The sequence below is a fragment of the Methylocystis sp. JAN1 genome, from assembly GCF_052186135.1.
Lineage (GTDB): Bacteria > Pseudomonadota > Alphaproteobacteria > Rhizobiales > Beijerinckiaceae > Methylocystis.
Window position 1 is genome coordinate 3,601,751 of sequence record NZ_CP181499.1, and the last position, 19,557, is coordinate 3,621,307.

General features: G+C 66.2%; 21 protein-coding genes and 1 tRNA gene. 18 read left to right on the plus strand and 4 right to left on the minus strand.

The window, feature by feature from the left end; all coding sequences use genetic code 11:
* The first annotated feature begins 5 nt into the window (after positions 1-5).
* The 10 genes from ACNHKD_RS17260 to ACNHKD_RS17305 all read left to right on the plus strand — a co-directional run bounded on the left by ACNHKD_RS17260 (position 6) and on the right by ACNHKD_RS17305 (position 6,742).
* Positions 6-1,595, plus strand: a complete 1,590-nt coding sequence (locus tag ACNHKD_RS17260) for a DUF2793 domain-containing protein (protein ID WP_442754716.1) — start codon at positions 6-8, stop codon at positions 1,593-1,595.
* 8 nt (positions 1,596-1,603) lie between these two features.
* Entirely contained in the window at positions 1,604-2,026 is a 423-nt protein-coding gene (locus ACNHKD_RS17265) for a hypothetical protein (RefSeq protein ID WP_442754717.1), read from the plus strand.
* A 72-nt stretch (positions 2,027-2,098) separates the two neighbouring features.
* Complete coding sequence (locus ACNHKD_RS17270) at positions 2,099-2,593, plus strand: M15 family metallopeptidase (protein ID WP_442754718.1); 495 nt, start codon at positions 2,099-2,101, stop codon at positions 2,591-2,593.
* 31 nt (positions 2,594-2,624) lie between these two features.
* Positions 2,625-2,846, plus strand: coding sequence for a hypothetical protein (locus ACNHKD_RS17275; protein ID WP_442754719.1), 222 nt, complete (start codon positions 2,625-2,627; stop codon positions 2,844-2,846).
* 20 nt (positions 2,847-2,866) lie between these two features.
* Positions 2,867-3,067, plus strand: coding sequence for a hypothetical protein (locus ACNHKD_RS17280; protein WP_442754720.1), 201 nt, complete (start codon positions 2,867-2,869; stop codon positions 3,065-3,067).
* A 101-nt stretch (positions 3,068-3,168) separates the two neighbouring features.
* Positions 3,169-3,519 (plus strand): PepSY domain-containing protein, encoded by a 351-nt coding sequence (locus tag ACNHKD_RS17285; protein ID WP_442754721.1) that lies wholly within the window; start codon positions 3,169-3,171, stop codon positions 3,517-3,519.
* A gap of 36 nt (positions 3,520-3,555) precedes the next feature.
* Entirely contained in the window at positions 3,556-4,239 is a 684-nt protein-coding gene (locus tag ACNHKD_RS17290; protein WP_442754723.1) for a response regulator transcription factor, read from the plus strand.
* Positions 4,240-4,243: 4 nt separating this feature from the next.
* Entirely contained in the window at positions 4,244-5,632 is a 1,389-nt protein-coding gene (locus ACNHKD_RS17295) for an ATP-binding protein (RefSeq protein WP_442754724.1), read from the plus strand.
* A gap of 50 nt (positions 5,633-5,682) precedes the next feature.
* Entirely contained in the window at positions 5,683-6,084 is a 402-nt protein-coding gene (locus ACNHKD_RS17300) for a hypothetical protein (protein WP_442754725.1), read from the plus strand.
* Positions 6,085-6,115: 31 nt separating this feature from the next.
* Positions 6,116-6,742 carry a hypothetical protein gene (locus tag ACNHKD_RS17305; RefSeq protein ID WP_442754726.1) on the plus strand — a complete coding sequence of 209 codons (627 nt, stop codon included), beginning with the start codon at positions 6,116-6,118 and terminating at the stop codon, positions 6,740-6,742.
* Between the two features lie 4 nt (positions 6,743-6,746).
* Here the strand turns inward: ACNHKD_RS17305 and ACNHKD_RS17310 are convergent, their stop codons facing one another.
* A complete protein-coding gene (locus ACNHKD_RS17310; protein WP_442754727.1) occupies positions 6,747-7,142 on the minus strand; it encodes a DUF3126 family protein in 396 nt (131 codons plus the stop codon).
* Positions 7,143-7,276: 134 nt separating this feature from the next.
* On the minus strand, positions 7,277-7,807 hold the full coding sequence (locus ACNHKD_RS17315) for a hypothetical protein (RefSeq protein ID WP_442754728.1): 531 nt from the start codon (positions 7,805-7,807) through the stop codon (positions 7,277-7,279).
* Between the two features lie 249 nt (positions 7,808-8,056).
* On the opposite strand from ACNHKD_RS17315, the gene ACNHKD_RS17320 reads away from it, so the two are divergent.
* From ACNHKD_RS17320 to ACNHKD_RS17350, 7 genes are all read left to right on the plus strand, one after another.
* Positions 8,057-8,632, plus strand: coding sequence for a DNA-3-methyladenine glycosylase I (locus ACNHKD_RS17320; RefSeq protein WP_442754729.1), 576 nt, complete (start codon positions 8,057-8,059; stop codon positions 8,630-8,632).
* A gap of 74 nt (positions 8,633-8,706) precedes the next feature.
* A complete protein-coding gene (locus ACNHKD_RS17325) occupies positions 8,707-9,270 on the plus strand; it encodes a hydrolase (RefSeq protein ID WP_442754730.1) in 564 nt (187 codons plus the stop codon).
* Positions 9,271-9,291: 21 nt separating this feature from the next.
* Positions 9,292-9,810: a tyrosine phosphatase family protein gene (locus tag ACNHKD_RS17330; RefSeq protein WP_442754731.1), complete on the plus strand. Its 519-nt coding sequence runs from the start codon at positions 9,292-9,294 to the stop codon at positions 9,808-9,810.
* An 11-nt stretch (positions 9,811-9,821) separates the two neighbouring features.
* Positions 9,822-10,802, plus strand: a complete 981-nt coding sequence (locus ACNHKD_RS17335) for an NUDIX hydrolase (protein ID WP_442754732.1) — start codon at positions 9,822-9,824, stop codon at positions 10,800-10,802.
* 80 nt (positions 10,803-10,882) lie between these two features.
* Entirely contained in the window at positions 10,883-11,671 is a 789-nt protein-coding gene (locus ACNHKD_RS17340) for a hypothetical protein (protein WP_442754733.1), read from the plus strand.
* A 296-nt stretch (positions 11,672-11,967) separates the two neighbouring features.
* Entirely contained in the window at positions 11,968-13,743 is a 1,776-nt protein-coding gene (locus ACNHKD_RS17345) for a DUF882 domain-containing protein (protein ID WP_442754735.1), read from the plus strand.
* Between the two features lie 183 nt (positions 13,744-13,926).
* Complete coding sequence (locus ACNHKD_RS17350) at positions 13,927-14,589, plus strand: PAS domain-containing protein (RefSeq protein WP_442754737.1); 663 nt, start codon at positions 13,927-13,929, stop codon at positions 14,587-14,589.
* A 59-nt stretch (positions 14,590-14,648) separates the two neighbouring features.
* Here ACNHKD_RS17350 and ACNHKD_RS17355 read toward each other — a convergent pair.
* Positions 14,649-14,733 (minus strand) — tRNA-Tyr (locus tag ACNHKD_RS17355).
* A gap of 445 nt (positions 14,734-15,178) precedes the next feature.
* Between ACNHKD_RS17355 and ACNHKD_RS17360 the strand changes: the two genes are divergently transcribed.
* Positions 15,179-16,762 (plus strand): phosphoenolpyruvate carboxykinase, encoded by a 1,584-nt coding sequence (locus ACNHKD_RS17360; RefSeq protein ID WP_442754738.1) that lies wholly within the window; start codon positions 15,179-15,181, stop codon positions 16,760-16,762.
* A gap of 56 nt (positions 16,763-16,818) precedes the next feature.
* Here the strand turns inward: ACNHKD_RS17360 and ACNHKD_RS17365 are convergent, their stop codons facing one another.
* Positions 16,819-19,551: a glycoside hydrolase family 2 protein gene (locus ACNHKD_RS17365; RefSeq protein WP_442754740.1), complete on the minus strand. Its 2,733-nt coding sequence runs from the start codon at positions 19,549-19,551 to the stop codon at positions 16,819-16,821.
* Positions 19,552-19,557 lie beyond the last annotated feature (6 nt).

Here is a 19,557-nt window from a genome sequence, read left to right on the forward strand (position 1 = left end):
TTCCAATGACGCAAACGACTCATCTTGCGCTGCCGCTCCTCGACGCGGCGCAAGCGCAAAAGCACGTCACGCACAATGAAGCGCTCGCGATGATCGACGTCGTCGCGCATCTCGCGGTCTCGGCGCGCGCGATCGCGCCGCCTGCCACCCCCAGCGAAGGCGACCGCGTTCTTGTCGGCGCGGGCGCCGCAGGAGCCTTTGCGGGGAAAGACAAACAGGTCGCGGCCTTCCTCGCAGGCGCATGGAGTTTTCTTCAGCCGCAAGCCGGCTGGCGTCTCTATGTCGCCGCCGAGTCTCGCCTGCTGCTCTACAATGGCGCAGACTGGGCGGACCTCGGCTCCGGCCTTCGCGAGCTGCAGAATCTGGCGCGGCTTGGCGTCGGAACGACGGCGGACGCCGCCAATCCGCTCTCCGTAAAGCTCAATGCCGGCCTTTTCGCCGCGAGGGCGGTTGGAGACGGCGGAACCGGCCACCTGCGCCTCACGCTCAACAAGGAGAGCGGCTCGAACACCGCCTCGTTGATCTACCAATCGAATTATTCCGGCCGCGCCGAGGCGGGCCTTGCGGGAAACGACGACTATCGCGTGAAGGTCTCAGTCGACGGCGCGACGTGGAAAGACGCCATCGTCGTCGATCGAAATACGGGCGCGGTAACTTTCCCAAGCGGCGGCCCTGCGAAGATCCAGACCTTTGCCACAAGCGGCGTCTATACCCCGGCGCCGGGCATGCGCTTCGTCGACGTCATTCTGTTCGGCGCGGGCGGCGGCGGCGGCTCCGGCGCACGCCAGGCGGCCGGCGCCAGCGCTTCGGGCGGCGGAGGCGGGGGCGGGGGAGGCATTGCGCGCGGGCGATTCACGAGCGCGCAGATCGGCGTCTCGCGCAACGTCACAATCGGCGCGGCGGGCGCCGGCGGCGCTTCGCAATCGACCAACGGGGCGCCCGGACTGAACGGCTCCGCGGGCGGCGACACGTCGCTCGGGGCGCTGCTGAAGGCCTTTGGCGGCGGCGCGGGCGCCGGCGGCGGCCTCGCTACAGGTTCGGGCGGCGGCGGCGGCTCGAATTTCGCCGTGAAAGGCGCCGACGCATCCGGCGCGACCGGCGGCGGCGGCGCGCAAAGCCAGGGCAATGGCGGCAGCGCGGGCGCGGGCGGCGGCACCGCGCTGCTTGGCAGCGGCGCAGGCGGCGCGGGCGGCGCGGCGGCGGGCGGCGGATTTAACGGAGGAAACAGCGTCTTCGGACCGTCGGGCGGCGGCGCGGGCGGCGGCCTCACGGCTGCGAACGCTGCAAGCAATGGCGGCGCGGGCGGCGTCATCTGGGTGGGCGGCGCGCAGTTTGCGGCTACGGCAGGCGTCGCGGGAGGCGCCGCCAATGGCGGCGCGGGCGCGGGGAATTTCGTGACGGACTCCGGACCAATCGAACAAGCCGGCGCTGGCGGCGGCGGCGGCGCCTCCGGCATTGCGACCCCCGGCTCGGGCGGCGCGGGCGGCTTTCCCGGCGGCGGCGGCGGTGGGGGCGGCGCCGCGCAGAACGGCGCGCTCAGCGGCGCCGGCGGCGCCGGCGGGGCGGGCTTCGCGGTCGTCATCGAATATTTTTAGGAGGCGGCATGCGTCTCGCGCTTATCTGCGGCGACCTCGTCGTCAATGTCATCGAAGCCGCCGAGGATTTTGTTCCGGACGGCGATTTGCAGGCTGTTCCGTCCGCTGACGCCGGCCCCGGCTGGCGTTATGACGGCCTCGTCTTCTCGCCGCCGGGACAGATCGCAAGCGCACCCGTCGCGGTTTCCATGTTTCAGGCGCGAGAGGCGCTACGGCGTTCGCCGGCGCCGCTCGGCGGCAATCTGCTGAACGCGGTCGACGCCTATGTCGAAGCGCAACGCCTTGATCAGCCGATGCTGGCTCTGGCCTGGGAATACGCGACCGAAGTGGAGCGAGACGGGCTGTTCGTCCACGCGCTGGCGGAAGGCCTCGCCCTGGACGACGCGGCGCTCGATGCGCTCTTCCGACTCGCGGCGACCATCGCCGCCTGAATCCGCCGATCCGATTTTCAAGCAAACCTGCGAAACGCGCGGGACGGCGCGTGCGCGCCTGAAAGGATTTCCATGCAATGGCCGAATGAGCGCAAACCAGCCGAGTTGATCGATTTTTACGGCGACCCCGTGCTGCACGGTTCGATCAATCCGGAATGGGAGCGCGAGAACGTCGTCGATCTCATCCCGCCTTACGAGATGCGGTACTCCTGGGGGCCGCCGGTGAAGAAGCTGCGGTTCCACAGGAAATGCCGCGACGCCTTTGGCGAGGCGTTGCTCGCGATCAAGACGCTTTACGGCGCGCAGAAGGACATAGAGGCGCATCGTTTGCACCTGACAGGCGGCTCGCTGATGGTGCGGCTCAAACGCGGGTCGAGCGTTTCCTGGTCCACGCACAGTTTCGGCGCGGCCATCGACATCGACCCCCAACACAATCCGTTCCGCTCAAAATGGCGGCCCGGCTTCATTCCACTCGAAGCCGCCCGATGCTTCCAGGACGCCGGCCTGATCTGGCGCGGCGCGAATGGCGACATCGATCCGATGCATTTCCAGGCGGTCGCGCGATAACGCCGCCCGCTTCACGACAGGAGAAACAGGTATGTCAACCCTCGACAATCTGATGGCAGCCTTCAACGACGTGCGCATGACCGCGTCGGCGGCCGTCGAGCGCATTCAATATCTCGCCCACGACCTCGCCTATGCGCGCGCGGAAGCCGCAGACGCGGCCGCCGTCGAGCAGATCGCGGCAGAACTCCACGCCACCGCCGATCAGCTACGAGCCGCGCTCGCCGCCGCCGGCGAACCGCAGCCGCACGCCTGATGCTTGCAAAGGAGAATTGCATGACTGGATACCGCACCTATCTCGCCGCCGCGCTGGTCGCGATTTTCGGCGTTCTCGCCTCGACGGACTGGTTCGCCTTTCTCGACGACCCGAAAGCCGGCGCCGTCGCCCTGGTTTCGGCGATCCTCATGGCCGTCATGCGCGCCGTGACCACGACGCCCGCGGGCGGAATTTCGGCGCTGCTGCGCTTTCCCCGCTAGATTTGCGAAACCCTCCGAAGGCCGTCATGATCGCACGGAATAGCTTGAGGGCGTTCATGCCGCGTTCAGGGCGGGAATCGGAGTATCGCAGAGGAGAGAAAATGCCGGCCGCCTGCTTCACGACACGCTGGGCCCTGGCCGCCGCCGCATTCGCGGCGGCGTTCGGCTGCGCGCGCGCCGAAGAGGCGGCCGAGCGCGCGCCGCCGCATCGCCAATGCTTCTCCACGGCCCAGACTCGGGAAAAGATCGAAGCGCACAAGCTCACCGATCCCTTCGTCTGCATGCGCGCCGCGGCGCGCGAACATGGCGGCGAAGCGCTGGGCGCGCGGCTCTGCCGCCTCGACGATTTCTTCATCTACGAAATAAGCGTGCTGCGTCCGGACGGCCGGATCGCCAGGGTTCTCTTCGACGCGGCGACCGGGAAGCCGCATTCTGGCCGCAAGGATAATTAAGAGACTTGAGCTGCGTTTCATTTTGGAGGGAATGCGGTGCGGCTGCTCATTGTCGAGGACGACAAGGATTTGAACCGACAAATTGCGCAAGCGCTGGAGCAATCCGGCTATGCGGTGGATCGGGCTTTCGACGGGGAGGAAGGCCAGTTCCTCGGCGAAACCGAGACCTATGACGCCGTCGTGCTCGACATCGGCCTGCCCAAGAAGGACGGCATCACCGTGCTGGAGGAGTGGCGCGCGAACGGCCGCGTCATGCCGGTCTTGATCCTTACTGCGCGCGACCGCTGGAGCGAGAAGGTGCAGGGTTTCGACGCCGGCGCCGACGATTATGTGGCGAAGCCTTTCCACATGGAGGAGGTTCTCGCGCGCATTCGCGCCCTGCTGCGCCGCGCGGCGGGGCATGCGACGAACGAAATCGTCTGCGGGCCGGTGAGACTCGACACCAAGGCCGGCCGCGTCGTCGTCGACGGCGCGCCCGTAAAACTGACCTCGCACGAATACAGGCTGCTCGCCTATCTCATGCATCACAGCGGCCGAGTCGTGTCGCGCAGCGAGATCATCGAACATATTTACGATCAGGATTTCGACCGGGACTCGAACACGATTGAGGTCTTCGTCGGCCGCCTGCGCAAGAAGCTCGGCGTCGACCTGATCCAGACGGTTCGCGGCCTGGGCTACATGGCGTCCCCGCCGCGGGAGGAGAGCGGCGGGAAGCATTAGCGCCATGCGCCTGCCCGGCTTTCCCAGACGATCGATCGCGACGCGCCTCTTCCTGACGGCCGCGGCGCTGAGCTCTGTGGTGCTTCTCGTCGCGAGCGTCTTTTTCACGGCCTATTATCGCCGGGAAGCGGAAGAAATCTTCGAACGGCGCCTCGACGTTTATCTGCGAGCCATCGTCGCCGACGTCTCGGAGTCGGGCCAGGAGGGCCGAACCGGGCCTGGCCAGCTCGGCGATCCGCAATTCGAGCTGCCCGGCTCAGGCTGGTACTGGCAGATCACGCGGATGGACGGCGCCGCGCATGAGATAAAGGCGTCGCGGTCGCTTTTCGCCGAACGGCTTCCCAAGCTGTCCGATCTCGGCGTGCCGGCCGAGATCGGCGGCTCGCGGCGCGGCTACGCCCTCGGTCCGGACGGACGCCGGCTGCGCATCGTCGAGCGCGTGATCGACGCCGGCGACACCGGCATCTATCTGGTGCAGGTCGCGGCGAGCAGCGAGGAAATAGAAGAGCAGATCGCACGCTTCCGCTTCGAGCTTATCGTCGCCTTCGCGACGCTCGCCATCGCGCTCGCGATGGTCGCCGCCTTTCAAGTGCGTTTCGGCTTGCGCCCGCTGCGGCAGTTGCAACGCGAACTCGTCTTGATCCGACGCGGTGAGCGCGATCGCATCGCCGACGCCTATCCGAGCGAAATCGCCCCACTCGCCGACGAGTTGAATTTGCTCATCAGCGCCAATCGCGACATTCTCGAGCGTGCGCGCACGCAGGTCGGCAATCTCGCTCATGCGCTCAAAACGCCCTTGAGCGTCATGATGAACGAAGCCGACGCGGCGCCCTCCGCCCTCGCGGACAAGGTGAGCGAACAGGCGCGCATCATGCGCGACCAGATTTCCTTCTATCTCGACCGCGCCCGCGCGGCGGCGCGCGGCGGCGCGCTCGGCGCGGCGACGCCCGTCGCGCCTTGCATCGAGGCGCTGCTGCGCGCCTTCACGAAGATCTATAACGGCCGCGGCGTCGCCTTTTCGAGCGAAATCGCCCAAGACGCCCGCTTCCTGGGCGAGCGGCAGGATCTCGAGGAGATGATCGGCAATCTTCTCGACAATGCCGGGAAATGGGCGCACGCGCAGGTCTCGATCGCCGTGCGAGTCGAATCCTCAACCTGCGGCGCAGGGCGCGGCGCGCTGACCGTCGTCATCGACGACGACGGCCCCGGCCTCGCGCGTCACCTGCGCGCGCAGGCGACCGAACGGGGTCGCAGGCTGGACGAAACCAAGCCTGGATCAGGACTTGGGCTCTCGATCGTCGTCGACCTCGCCGCAGCCTATGGCGGCGCGCTGGAGCTGGACGACAGCCCGGCCGGCGGCATGCGCGCGACGCTGCGGCTGCCGGGATTTTGACAGCCGCGCTTCGATCCTGCATGAGGGGCGAAGATCAGGACAGGCGGAGAATGAATTTGTCGACGATGCGCGCGAAAGCGACCTTGGCGATAAGCCTGCTCGTTATGACTTTCGGCGTTAGCGCCTGCAACTCAACCCCTGAGCCGCCGATCGCCGCCGCCGCTCCGGTCGCCGCCGCGCCGCCGCCCGCGCCCGGCGTCATTGGCGGCGCCATCGGCCAATCGCTTACCGAAAAAGATCGCGCCGTCGCAATCGCCGCGCAGCAGGAGGCGGTCTCCTCCGGCGTCCGCAAGAGCTGGCGCGGCGAAAACGGCGCCTACGGCTTTGTGACGCCCGGCGCGGAGGGCGGCGCCTGCCGCGACTACACGCACAAGGTGTTTATTAACGGCCGCCCCCAGGAAGCGAAGGGCCAGGCGTGCCGCCAGAACGGCGAATGGCGAGTGACGGGTTGATCCGGGAGCACGCTTTTCGGGGACGCTCTCCGTGCGGTTGATCGTCGCCTCCGCGCTGTTGGCGATCGTCCTCGCTTTTGGGGCGACCCTGCTTTTCCTGGCGCGTGAGGAGGCGCCGAAGGCCTTGATCCAGGCTGAGCTGGCGGGCGCGAAATACTCCTACGCCCGGGCCTATGCGCGCGACGAGTCGACCGGCGCCGGCGGCCTCACGGACCACCTCGCCTTCATCGCCTCGTTTCCGCAATTCACGCCGCTCTCGGCGAAGGATCGCGCCGCCGCTTCACACGTCGCAATCACCCTGACGCCGAAGGACGACGGGCTCGATCCGAGCGAGCGGCCGGCCAAGCTCTATGCGCGTTTCCTGGCGCCCGAGACGCTCGAGGGGCCCGGCGGCCTCGTCCTGCGGCGTTTTGAGCAGGGCTCGCCCTATGATTCGGAAGAATTGCTTATCGCGCCGCCCGATGGGCGGAGTTTTTTCGCCCGCTGCCCGAAGCCCGACGCAGGCGCGCCGGGAGAAGCGTGCATTTCGGTGTTTCGTGAAGGTGAACTGGATGTCGAAATGCGCTATCCGCCAGCGCTGCTCGAACATTGGGATGCGCTTTACGACGGCGCGCGCGCTTTGATCGCGAAGATGACCTCGCGCAGAAGAAAGCGCTGATCGCTCATTCTTCCTCGAGATCGAAATCCAGGATGGCGATCTGCAACGTGAAGCTCGACAGCTTCGCGTCGTCGGCGGAAATCACGCCCAGAAATTCGCCATCCGTGTTGAGCTCGACCGAGTCGACCTTGCGGCCGCGCGCGACGATTGTCAGCTTGTCGTTCTCGAAGAGCTTCCGCAAATAGGATTGCAGCACCTCCCGGCCGACCGGAATCTTCATCTCGAACGCGAAGGAACGGTCGCCGTCTTCATCGTCGACCGAAAGGGTCGCGATCTTGCGCTCGCCGAGATGGACGGCGGCGACCTCGGTATTCTTCGGATCGAGCGAAACGCGAATGTCCTCATTGCCGAAGGAGCGACGCAAGAACGCCTGCAGCTTTCGCAACTCGCCTTTATCCACGCCAGCCTCCGACAGATGCCTATTTTTGAAGTCCTGTGACACGAAGATGTGCAACGAGCAAGATGTGTTCGCGCAAAAAGAAAGCGTCCGGCGAGCGACATCGCCGGACGCTTTCGAAGCGGGGGAGAAGCCGATTATTCTCCGGCTTCCTTGAGGCGCTTGTTGCACGCGCTCCAGTATTTCGGCCAGGTCAGCTTCTTGTCGGCCTTGACGAGTTCCGCCTTCTTCTCTTTCCATTCCGCGGCGCACTTCTTCTGGCGGCTCTGGGTGGCGGCCTTCGTGTCGGCGGCGGGTTTGGCGGCCTCGGCGGGCTTGGCGGCTTCGGCGGGCTTGGCGGCTTCAGCAGGCTTGGCGGCCTCGGGGGCCGGGGCGGCCTCGGCAGGCTTCGCGGTTTCGGCGGGCTTCGAGGGCTCCTCGGGCTTTACGGCCTCGGCCGCCGGAGCCGCCTCGGCGGGCTTCGTCTCGGCGAGGCCAGCGCGGCATTCCTTCAAAAAATCCTGCCAGCTCTGGCCGGCGAGTTCATTGGCGGCCTTTTTGGCCTGATAACGAGATCCGCATTCCTTCAGCACATTGGCCTGAGCGAAGGCTTCGCCCGAAACGGCCACGCCAAGGCCCATGGCGACAAGGCCTACCGCAGCGCGGGAAACAAAAAGACGGATCACCATATAAATCTCCCCTTATGGAAGCCGCCCGGATCTTCAGCAGCGGACTTTCGACGGCGCAATAAGCACAGGCCGCGCCAATGAAAGGCTGCGACGATGGATCTGCGGCGGCGCAACGATAGTCCCAACGCGGTTGTGAACGCAATCTGAACGCGCGATAAGGCCGGGGCGTCATCGCCGCACCCCACAACCACGGAGAATCGCCGCTTGCCGCCCGCCCGCGAACAACCCAGGAGCTGGGGGGACTGCGTTATGACGCACGCGGACGGGCTTGCCCGCTGCCCCTGGCCGGGGAACGACCCGCTCTATGTCGCCTATCACGACATGGAATGGGGGCGGCCCGAGCGCGACTCGCGCGCGCTGTTCGAGAAACTGATCCTCGACGGCTTTCAGGCGGGCCTCTCCTGGATCACCATATTGCGCAAGCGCGAGGCCTTCCGCGCCGCTTTCGCGGGGTTCGACCCCTCGACGATCGCCCGTTTCGACGACCGCCGGGTGCATGAATTGATGCAAAACGACGGGATCGTGCGCAATCGCGCCAAAATCGAAGGCGCCGTCCTCTCCGCCCGCGCCTGGCTCGAAATCGAGGCGGCGCAAGGCTTCTCGGCCTATCTTTGGGACTTCGTCGACGGCGCCCCGGTCGACAACCGGCCGAGACGGATCATGGACGTTCCGACGCAGACCGCGGCTTCCGAACGCCTCTCCAGGGATTTGAAGGCGAAGGGCTTCAAATTCTGCGGCCCGACCATCGTCTACGCCTTCATGCAGGCGGTGGGCATGGTGAACGACCACCTGGTCGACTGCCACGTGCGCGACAAAATGAGATGACGAACGCGCCCGCCGAAAAAAGCGCTGCGAAGAAACGCGCCGCCAGGGACGCCCCGCCCCGGGCGTGGCAAAGGATGCTGTCCGGTCGGCGCCTCGATCTTCTCGACCCCTCCCCGCTCGACATAGAGATAGAAGACATCGCCCATGGCCTCGCCCGCGTCGCGCGCTGGAACGGCCAGACGCTCGGTCCGCACATTTTCTCCGTCGCGCAGCATAGCCTGCTTGTGGAAAAGATCGCGGTCGAGATGGCGCCCTCGATCGGCAGGGCCGAGCGGTTGTTCATGCTGCTTCATGACGCGCCGGAATATGTGATCGGCGATATGATCTCGCCCTTCAAGGCGGTAATCGGAGACGCCTACAAATCGGTGGAGAACCGCATCCTCGGCGCGATCTTGCTGCGTTTCTCCCTGCCGGCGACGCCCGCGCCGGCCATGGCCAAGCTGGCGAAGCAGGCGGACCGGGCGGCCGCTTTTTTCGAGGCCGTCGCGCTTGCCGGCTTTACACGGAGCGAAGCGGAGCGCATCTTCGGCCGTCCTGCGATCTCGCCGCAGGCGCTGACGGACGAGATCGCGCCCGCCCCCGTCGAGGAGACGCAGGCGCGGTTTCTGGCCCGCTTTCAAGAGATCGACCGCTTGTAGCGGGAGACCAAGAGGGTTCCGATGTCGAACGGGCGACTCTACGTCTGTTCCATGACGAAGGTGGTCGAAACGGTTCGGGCGAGCGGCGCGCGCTCGCTCGTCACGATTCTGACCGCCGGCGCTTCCTTGGTCCGCCCCTGCGAGATCGCTCGTGAACGGCACTTGCGCATCGCGGTTTCCGACATTGACGCCCCGGTGGACGGCCATATCCTTCCCGGCGAGGAGCACGTTGACCGCCTCCTCTCCTTCCTCGAGGAGTGGGACCAGGCCGATCCCATGGTCATTCATTGCTATGCCGGCGTCAGCCGCTCGCCCGCGGCGGCTTTCGTAGCCGCCTGCGCCCTGGCGCCGCATCGTTGCGAGTTCGAGCTTGCGCAGGAACTGCGCCGGATATCGCCGACCGCGACCCCCAATCGGCGCCTTGTCGCTCTAGCCGACAGGCGTCTCGGCCGCGAGGGCCGCATGGTCGCCGCCATCACCGCCATCGGCCGGGGCGCGGACTGCTTCGAGGGGGCGCCTTTCGCGCTCGAACTGGCCTGATCGCGACAATCGTGGAGCCTGACAGCCCGACGCTTTCGCCGCCGGTCGAGATCGGCCTGACGGCCGCGATCGTCGCCGTCCGCGACGAGAAGCCGCTGATTCTGACCACGCGCGCGGATGACGCCGGCGCCGTCGCGGCCCTTCCCTCAGGCCCCTTCGACCCCATCCGCCACCGCACCTTCGAGATCGGCCTGCGCGCCTGGGTTTCCGAGCAGACCGGCGCCCCTCTCGGCTATGTCGAGCAGCTCTACACATTCGGCGACAGGGGCCGTCACGCCCGCGCCGGCGACCGGGACCCGCATGTGGTCTCCGTCGGCTATCTGGCCCTGACCCGCATTGGCGACGACAGCCAGCGCCCGGCCATCGGCGCCTGGCGCAGTTGGCACGACTTTTTCCCCTGGGAGGATTGGCGCAAGGGCCGGCCGGACATCATCGAGACGACGATCGCGCCGGGACTTTCCGCCTGGGTCGAGGAGGCGCCGAACGCGGTCTCCTCCGCGGGGCTGTCGCGCCGGCAGCGCGCGGACCTTCTTTTCGGCGCGCGCGGCTTCAACGAGGAAAACGTCCTCGAACGCTACGAGCTTCTTTATGAAGCCGGCCTTCTGGAGGAGGCGCTGCGCGACGGCCGCGAGGCGGCTGCAAAGCGCGGACGGCTCGACCCGCTCGGCGCGCCGATGCGGCACGACCATCGCCGCATCCTGGCCACGGCCATGGGGCGGCTTCGGGCCAAAATGAAGTATCGGCCAGTGATTTTTGAGCTGATGCCCGCGGCTTTCACGCTCACGGAGCTGCAACGGACAGTTGAGGCGATCGCCGGACGCCATCTCCACAAGCAGAATTTCCGCCGATTGGTCGAAACTTCTGCAATTGTGGAGCCGACGGGCGAGATGTCGTTAAGGACGGGCGGGCGTCCCGCCGCCTTATTCCATTTTCGCCGCAATGTTCTGCAAGAACGGCCCTCGCCGGGCCTTCGCGTGGGCATAAAGAGCTGATTGCTCTTTGCGATTTGTTCACCATGACATGGTGAAGATTTTCCCACAACGTTTGCGTCCGTAAAGCGTAGAGGTGCGTCTTGGGCTATCTTTCGCCGCCGCCAGCTCCGGCGCCCGTCATCGTCTATAAGGACGTCGGCGGGCTCGTTACCGACTATGAAGCGGCGACTGAGCAATACCGCCGGGAAAATCGTGAGGTCCGCCTGCACGAGTGCCGCTCGGCCTGCACGCTGGCGCTGAGCCTGCCCAATGTCTGCGTCTATCCCGATGCGCAGGTTAAGTTCCACAAGGCTTACAACGCCATCACCAGGGAAGCGGACGAAAGCATTTCCGCCAAGCTCTTCGCTTCCTATCCGGCCGCCATTCAGGCTCGGCTCGGCTATCTGACGCGCGAATACCGCATTCTGAGCGGGCGCGAACTGATCGCGCTCGGCATGCGCAATTGCGAAGGCGACAATCCCGTGCTGATCGCGAGCCGCAAGCCGCGGCAGGCGCCGCCCACGGCGGTCGCCAGCGCGAGCCCGCCGCCGAACGCCGCCGCCTCTGGATCGTGGACGGACATCGCCCAGAAGGTCCAGACCGCCGTCGCGAGCGCGTTCGCCGCGCCCCAGGGACAGGCGAGCGGCTCGATACGCGTCGCCGTCGCCGACCGTTCGCGCCTCGCCGATGCGCGCGTCACTTCGGACGCCGTCGCGCGCTCGGAGCCGGCCGCAGACTTGCCCAGGCCCGCCTTGGCCGACGTCCCGTTGCCCCCGCGCCGCCCGCCTTCCGAGGCTTTCACCGCAAAGGATACGACGGTCGGAATGGCTATGCTTCCGGGATCCCAGCCGATTTTGAGCGCGAAATTCCTGCGCCTCGAAACGCGCTGACGCGTGGCCGGCTCGGCCGGGGCGCGTCCCGGGCTATTTTTCGCCACGATGTTACCGTAACCCTCAAGGCGTGAGGGGGAGTTCAGGCCGGGGACCCGGCCGATGGAGGTCCGTGGGCGTCGCAGACAGCTCGTTCCCTTCGCCGAAGCGCCGGCTGGCGCCGCAATATATCGCGCCTCCACGCTAAGGGAGGCGTCCCGCAGCGGGTTCTCCGCCGGCTTGCGGGGCCAGGGATGGAGCACAGCCTTGGGTTCGTTTATAAGACGGGCTCCAAGCCAGACGGGGAAGCGATCCTCTTGACGACGCCTCGCGACAGCGACCAACGCAAATCCGCCTCGCCGCTTTCGCTCGCATCGGGCATTTTCATCGCTTGTCTGGCGACGCTTACGCCAAGCGTCACGGAAACCGCCGTGGCCAATGGCGACACGCGGACGATCTATCTGCATCACGCCCATACCGGCGAGGATATCGCCGCGACCTATCTCGTGAACGGGCAATATGACAGCCGCGTCCTGCAGCAACTGAACTGGTTCCTGCGCGACTGGCGCCGCGACGAGCCGACCAACATGGATCCCCGCCTCTTCGACGTGGTATGGGAGACCTACCGAAGCGCCGGCGCCGGCAATCAGGTCATCAACGTCGTCTCCGCCTATCGTTCGCCTGAGACGAACGCCATGCTTCGCGCGCGTTCGCGCGCTGTGGCCAAATATTCCCAGCACATGCTCGGCAAGGCGATGGACACGACCATGCCCGGCATGCCGATGTCCAACATCCGGGAAATCGGGATGCGGATGCAGCGCGGCGGCGTCGGCTATTATCCGAACGCCAACACGCCTTTCGTTCATCTCGACGTCGGCAATGTGCGCTCGTGGCCGCGCATGACCTATGAGCAGCTCGTTCGGCTCTTCCCGGACGGCAAGACGGTTCATCTGCCGACCAACGGCCAGCCCCTCGCGGGCTATGAGGAAGCGAAGGCGGAGATCGAGGCGCGCGGCAACGGCGCCTATGTGACCGCGCCGCGCCGCACCTTCGGCGGCTTCTTCGCCTCGCTCTTCGGCATGGGCGGCGGTGAGGACGAGGACGCCGAGATCGCGGCGCCGCCGCCGAGCACCCGCAAGCAGTGGTCCGCGCTCGCGCCGCGAAACGCCCGCAACGCTCAGGCCGATTACGAGGGCGGCGGCGAGGAAGGCGGCGCCGTCGAGCAACCCGCAAACCGCCGCGCCCGCAACCAGATCGCCCGCGCCGAAGCGGACCTTCCGCGCGGCGAAACCACCATGACCGCCACCGGCGCCGTCGCCGTCGCGCCGCCTTCGTCCGGGGCGCCCCAGACGGCCGCTCCTCCCTCCGACGAAGGCGCGGAGGCGCCGCAGGAAGAGACGAGGCGGCCGAAATACGCCCGCGTCCCCCTGCCCCCACCGGGTCGGCCCGCCTCGCTCGACAAGCCGACGCCGCTCGACGAAAAGCCGTCCGAAATCGCCAGCGCCGAGCCCGTCGGCGCTCAGGATTTGCGCTCCTCCGTCGACGCCCAGGAAAGCGCCCCCGAGGAAACGACCGAGCGCCGCCGCTTCGTCAACGCGCCGACCCCGCCTCGCCGCCCCTCGAAGCTGGTCGCCTCGGCCCCGGCGGAGCCGGACGCTCCCGCGCAAGCGACCCGGCCGGCCAACGCCGCCCACGCCATCGCCCATATGGTCGACTCGCCCGACGATCGGCGAAACAAGGACGAGGAGGCGCTCGCCTATGCGCCGCGCGGCGTTCGAACCGCGGCGCCGAGGCCGGACGATGAGGCTCAAACGCCGGCCCAAAAGGCCGATCTTGTGCCGGCTCGCCTCGACCGCTCCAATTTCAACACGCTGACCGCGGCGACGCCGGCGGCGCGCGCCTCCGCCCGCTCTGTACTGGGCGCCCCGATAACCGCCGTGCGCTCAGCCGCCCGCGCGGCCGAGCCCAGCGTATTGCTGCCCCCCGCCCGCCCCGCGAATCTCGTCGGCTTCGCCGCCCCGGCCTCGCCGCCTGCGGACAAATTCGCCCCGGCCAGCCTGCGTCCGCGTCCCAAAAATGAGGAAAAGAAGTAGGCGCGAGTCGGCGCCGCGCCGGCAAGGACCCAGGCGCGAAGCGGACGGCGGCGATCTTGCTGGCCGAGGCCGCCGGATCGGCCATGGTTTTTTCACAAACAAAAGAGTATCTGGAGCCGCGGCGTTTCCCGATGTTCACGCGCCTGATAGGAAGCAGGCGCCTCTCAGCCAAAGTCGGAAGTGATGCCTCGTCCCCGATGCAAGCGCCGCGAAGCGGCCCTCGCCAAGCTTGCCGCCTTCAAAGAGGCGACCCCCCACGACCCGGTTCCGGCTTCGCTCCTTACCTATCTCGACGATTTCGGCGTCCGGCGATACACGGTCTCGGGCCATGACACCCGAAAATCGAGCCAGCGCGCGTCCGCAAGATACGCAGCCTTCATGACCCGGGCGCGCCGCAATGAAATTCGCCTTCAGCTCGCGCTCAACGCCACCAATCTGATCTGCTTCGAGTGGGACATCCTCGAAGACAGGGTGCAGCGATTCGATCCGGAGAAGCTCGACCTCTTGCCCGAGGGCGCATATCCGCGTTTTGCGGCCGTGCTCGAGGCTGTCCACCAGGATGATCAGGAGAGGTTTTGCGCCGACATCGAAAGGGCGTTGACGGATCCCGAGGGTCGTTTTGAAAGCGAAATTCGCGTTCTCAATCCCGACGGATCCACGACGTGGTTTTCCGAGCGCGGAGTCGTCGAACGCGACCGGCAAGGCAGACCGGCGCGGCTCATCGGCGTTGCGGTAGACGTCACCGCGCACAAATTCGCCGCAGCGCCGCGTGAGAAAAACAGGGATTTGGTGACGCCAGACGCATTCTACGCGGGCAGCCCGAAATCAGACGGCGGCGGCCGCTAAATAGCGGCTTTCTCGAAAGATGGAGACCTGCTACCCGGCGCGATCGATCTCATCGGGAATGGTGGGGGAAGTAGGACTCGAACCTACGAAGGCTTAGCCAGCGGATTTACAGTCCGCCCCCTTTGCCGCTCGGGACATTCCCCCATCCGTCTCGCGGCCTGCGCGAGAACTGGCGCGCTTGCGGCGGCCAATCGGTAGCGGCATATGCGTTGCTCGCGCCGCCCCTGTCAACTCCAATTTCAGCCCTTCAGCTTCCGGCTCGGACCCGTTCGCCAGCTTGGCGGTCAACCGCTGCAAAGCGGGCGATCCATCCTCGCGATCCAGCATCGCCCGGATCGGCGGCCGGCCCGTTTCATCGGCCCCGGACGCGAGCCAGAGCGCCTGGCGGACTCTTTTCGAGAAAAGGGCAGGGCAAATAGCCGCCCGGGGCGTCGAACGCACGGCCGACGCCTCCTCCCTAAAACGCCGGATGAGGTAATCGCCCATGCGTCTCCACTTCGCGAGGCCGAGCAGTAAGGCCCGCGCTGGAACATCCGATTGCAAGTCGACGTTTTTTTGAAAATGACATCTTTGCAAGGGCGGGCGACAAATGACGGCGCAATCGAGGGTGACGGCGGATCGGACGGTTGACCTTTTCGCCCTCGACGCTTTCCCCGATCTCGAGGCGCCACGTCTTTATGAAGAAGCGCTCAGACGCAAGGAGGGTTTGATCGCCCGCAGCGGGGCTCTGATCGTCGAGACGGCGCCGCATACGGGACGGTCGCCCGCCGACAAATTTATCGTGCGCGACGCACTCACCGACGAAACCGTCTGGTGGGACAACAATCAGCCAATGACGCCCGAGCAATTTTCGCGTCTTTACGCGGATATGTCGGCGCATGCGCGTGGGCTCGACCTCTTCGCGCAGAATCTGCAGGCCTGCGCGGATCCAAAGCGGCGCCTCGACATTCGCGTCTACAGCGAATTCGCCTGGCATGCGCTTTTCATCCGCAATCTGCTGATCCGGCCCCCGGCGCCCGGCGCGGCCTCGTCCGCGCCGGACCTGACGATCGTCGCCCTGCCCTCTTTCCGCGCTGATCCCGCGCGCCATGGGTGCCGCTCGGAGACGGTGATCGCGCTCGACTTCTCGCGCCGCCTCGCCCTCATCGGCGGCACGCGCTACGCGGGCGAGATCAAGAAATCAGTTTTCACCTTCCTGAATTTCCTGATGCCCGCGCAGGGCGTGCTGCCTATGCATTGCGCGGCGAACGATCATGCAAGCGGGGCGGCGATTTTCTTCGGTCTCTCCGGCACCGGAAAAACGACGCTTTCCGCCGACGCGTCGCGTATGTTGATCGGCGACGACGAACATGGCTGGGATGAGAACGGCGTCTTCAATTTCGAAGGCGGCTGTTATGCAAAGGCGATTCGACTTTCTGCGGCGCATGAGCCGGAGATCCACGCGGCCGCCAATCGTTTCGGCGTCGTGCTGGAAAATGTCGGCTTCGATCCGGCGACGCGCAGCGTCGACTTCGACGACGACTCAAAAACCGAGAATACGCGCATCGCCTACCCGCTCGACTTTATTCCGAACGCCTCGGCGGAAGGGCGTGCAAGCCATCCGAAGAATGTCGTGATGCTGACCTGCGACGCATTCGGCGTGCTGCCGCCGATCGCCAAGCTCGACTCGGCGCAGGCCATGTATCATTTCCTCTCGGGCTATACGGCGCGCGTCGCCGGGACGGAGAATGGCGTGCGCGCGCCGCAGGCCGTCTTTTCCACCTGCTTCGGCGCGCCCTTCATGCCGCGACGCCCGGCGGAATACGGCAACATGCTGCGCGAACGCATCGTCGCGCATGACGCAGGCTGCTGGCTCGTCAATACCGGATGGACTGGCGGCGCCTATGGCGAGGGCGGGCGCATGCCCATCCAGGTGACGCGCGCACTGCTACGCGCCGCGCTCGACGGATCGCTCGAAGAGGCAAGCTGTCGCCGCGATCCGTTCTTCGGCTTCGAAACGCCGCTCGCCGCTCCAGGCGTCGATCCCGGCCTGCTCGATCCCGCCAAAACATGGGCCTCCCCCGCGCGCTACGAAGACGCGGCTTTACGTCTCGCCGGCATGTTCCACGACAATTTCAAGAGCTTCGCCTCATCCGTCGGTCGCGACGTTTGCGCAGCGGGGCCGCGCCGTTGAAGCGCGGCTTTGGGGCTGCGAAAAGCGGACGCCGTTTTTTCGCGAGAAAAGCGCGCTCAGGCCGATTCCAGCTTCGCCGGCTCGCGCGCCGGAACCGGAAGATCGCCGCCCGCAGTGGCGACCAGCGCGTCGAGGAGCGCGGTCGCGGTCGGATCGGCGCCGGGCGGATCCTGTAACAGACGGAAGGTCGAGATGACGATATGCCCCTCGCCATAATTGCGTTCCACGGCGAGACCGACCGGCCTGTGTATCCAGCCGACGGCCAGAGCGGCATGCACGCGCGCATGGAAGTCGAGCAGATTGCAACCCGAAATCACGTGAGTGGGAATCACGCGATCAAAGCTCGGATCGATCATCGGTCCGCCCGGCAGCGCGCGGAAGTGACCACGCCGGCGCAGCCAGGCGAAGGACGAGGCCCAGTCGCCGCGCCACAGCGTGCCGTCGCGCGCGAGCACCTTGACGTTTTGCCAATGCGGAAAGAAGGGCGTCAATGTCCCTTCCTCATCGGGCAACAGAACCGCTCGGCCGCCGCCACGCACATAGGCGGCAAGGTCGGGCGCATTGCGCTGCGCCACGACGACATCCGCCTCATCGACGCTTGCCGCAAGGCGATACCCCAGGGCCTGAAGACGCGAGCGCACATCCGGCTCCGGCGACCAAAGGGCGAAGCCCGGGCATTGCGCGCGCGGCGGATGAAGCGCGAATTCGATCTCGTTGCGCGCGACGACGCGGCCGTCCGGGGCGCGCAGATGGAAGGAGACGCGCCGCATCGATGGACGGTCAACCTCCGGAAGCTGCAGCGACACGACGCCGAGATCGGCGACGGCGCCCGCGTCGACACGCGGCGTCGGCGTGGTTTGCGGCCAATCCGACAGGATTTCAAGCGTCCCCGCCTCCAGCGCCTCGCCGCCGCCATGGGCGATCTTCAGAGGCAGCTCCAGCGTCTCGCTCGACCAATAGGAAGCGCGCTCGAGTCGCGGCGCGATCACCGTATCGGCGTTGATCGTGTGGAATACGTCATGGAAGGCGCGCGTATTGGAGCGCATATCGAGCAGACCGTTTGACTCCCAATGGCAGTCGGTCAGCTCGGTAATGACATAGCCTGCGATTTCGCCGCGCCGGCGCATGGCTTCAATTTCATATTTCAGCGCGCGGAACTGCTGCCATTGCGTCGCCTCGATGAAGCCCTCGAAACTGCCGAAGACGCGGTCGAGGCTCCAATCGTGAAAGCGGTTTTGCACGCCATGCGGATACATGACGCCCTCGCCCCAATCGTGCCCCGTCTCGAACCACCAGGGCTCGCGGCCATTGGCGTCGCTGAGCTTCTCGGGATGCGGGAGCCCCCAATTGCCGAATTCCGAACACAGAAGCGGCTCCTCGCCCGTCGTCACCGCATCGCCTTCCGGGCTGAAAAGCCAGTCGCCGCGATCGGCGAGCGCGTCGACGAAACGGTCCCAGTCGTGCCGGCTGTCCGGAATGGCCGCGTAGAAATGATAGTCCGCAAGGTCGCTCTGCACATGAAAGCTCGGCGCGAGCGGCGAATTGTCGACGACGAGACGCGTCGGATCATAGGCTTTGAGCCATAGATAGAGCCGGCGCAGCCAGGCGCGGTGCTTGGCGTCGTGCACGAGGTCGACGCCCCAGTTCTCGTTGATGAGCGTCCAGCAGAAAATCGACGGATGGTTGCCATCCCGGTCGATGATTCCCTTGAGCGTCGTCTCCTTGCGCTCGCGCGAACGCTCCGTCGAATAGCCGCCGTTCGGCAACTCCGCCCAGATCAGGAGGCCCAGCCGGTCAGCGGCCTCGTAATAGCGCGGGTCCGGCGCCTTGATGTGGCAGCGCAGCGCATTGAGCCCGAGCGCCTTCGCCTTGCGGAAGCGGTCCTCGATGAATTCGAGCGAGGGCGGCGTGCAGATCGTGTCGGGGTAATAGTCCTGATCGAGCGCGGCGCGCAGATAGAAGGGCTTTCCGTTGAGATAGAGCTTGCCGGCGCGGGTCTCGATCTTGCGGAAGCCGAAATGCGTCTCCCTTTCGTCGATCGTCTCGCCATCGCGCAGCAGCGTCGCGCGCAGCCTGTAAAGATTTGGCGCGTCCGGCGACCAGGCCTGCGGCTCCGCCACATGCGCGCGCAGATTCGCGTGCTCGGCGCCGACGGCGAGTTCCGCACGCGCCGAAGCCACGCGGGCGCCGCGCGGGTCCAGCACGTCCAGAATCGCCTCGGTGCGGCAGCACAGCGCGCGTTCGAACTTTAGTTGCGCGGACACGTCGCCACTATCGAGATCGGCGCCGACCCGCAGTCCGGTCAATCGATCCGGGACATTGCATTCGAGATAAACCGACTGCCAGATCCCGGAGAGCGGGCCATACCAGCTCTGTTTGCCGAAGGGCATTTCCGCGAACGGGTTATGAGGGAATTCGGACGGGTCGTCCGTCGGACTTTCGACGCGCACCTCGATCTCCGCCGGGCCCTCCGACAGGCGCTCGGTCACGTCGAAGTAAAAGGGCAGAAAGCCGCCGACATGGCTGCCGACCAGGGCGCCATTCACGAAGACATGCGCTATATGAAAGACGGCGCCGAAATGGAGGAAGACGCGCTGCTCCAGCCAGTCCGCCGGCACGTCTACGCTGCGGCGATAGACTGCGACGCCGCCGCGCATGCTCAGATCGGGAAACTGAGCCTGCCAGGGACTCGGAACAAGGATGTTCCTCTTCCCGGCGAGCGACGCGGCGCCGCTGCCGAGATATTGGAACTCCCACATGCCATCGAGGCTGATACGCGCTTGCTTCACCGTCGT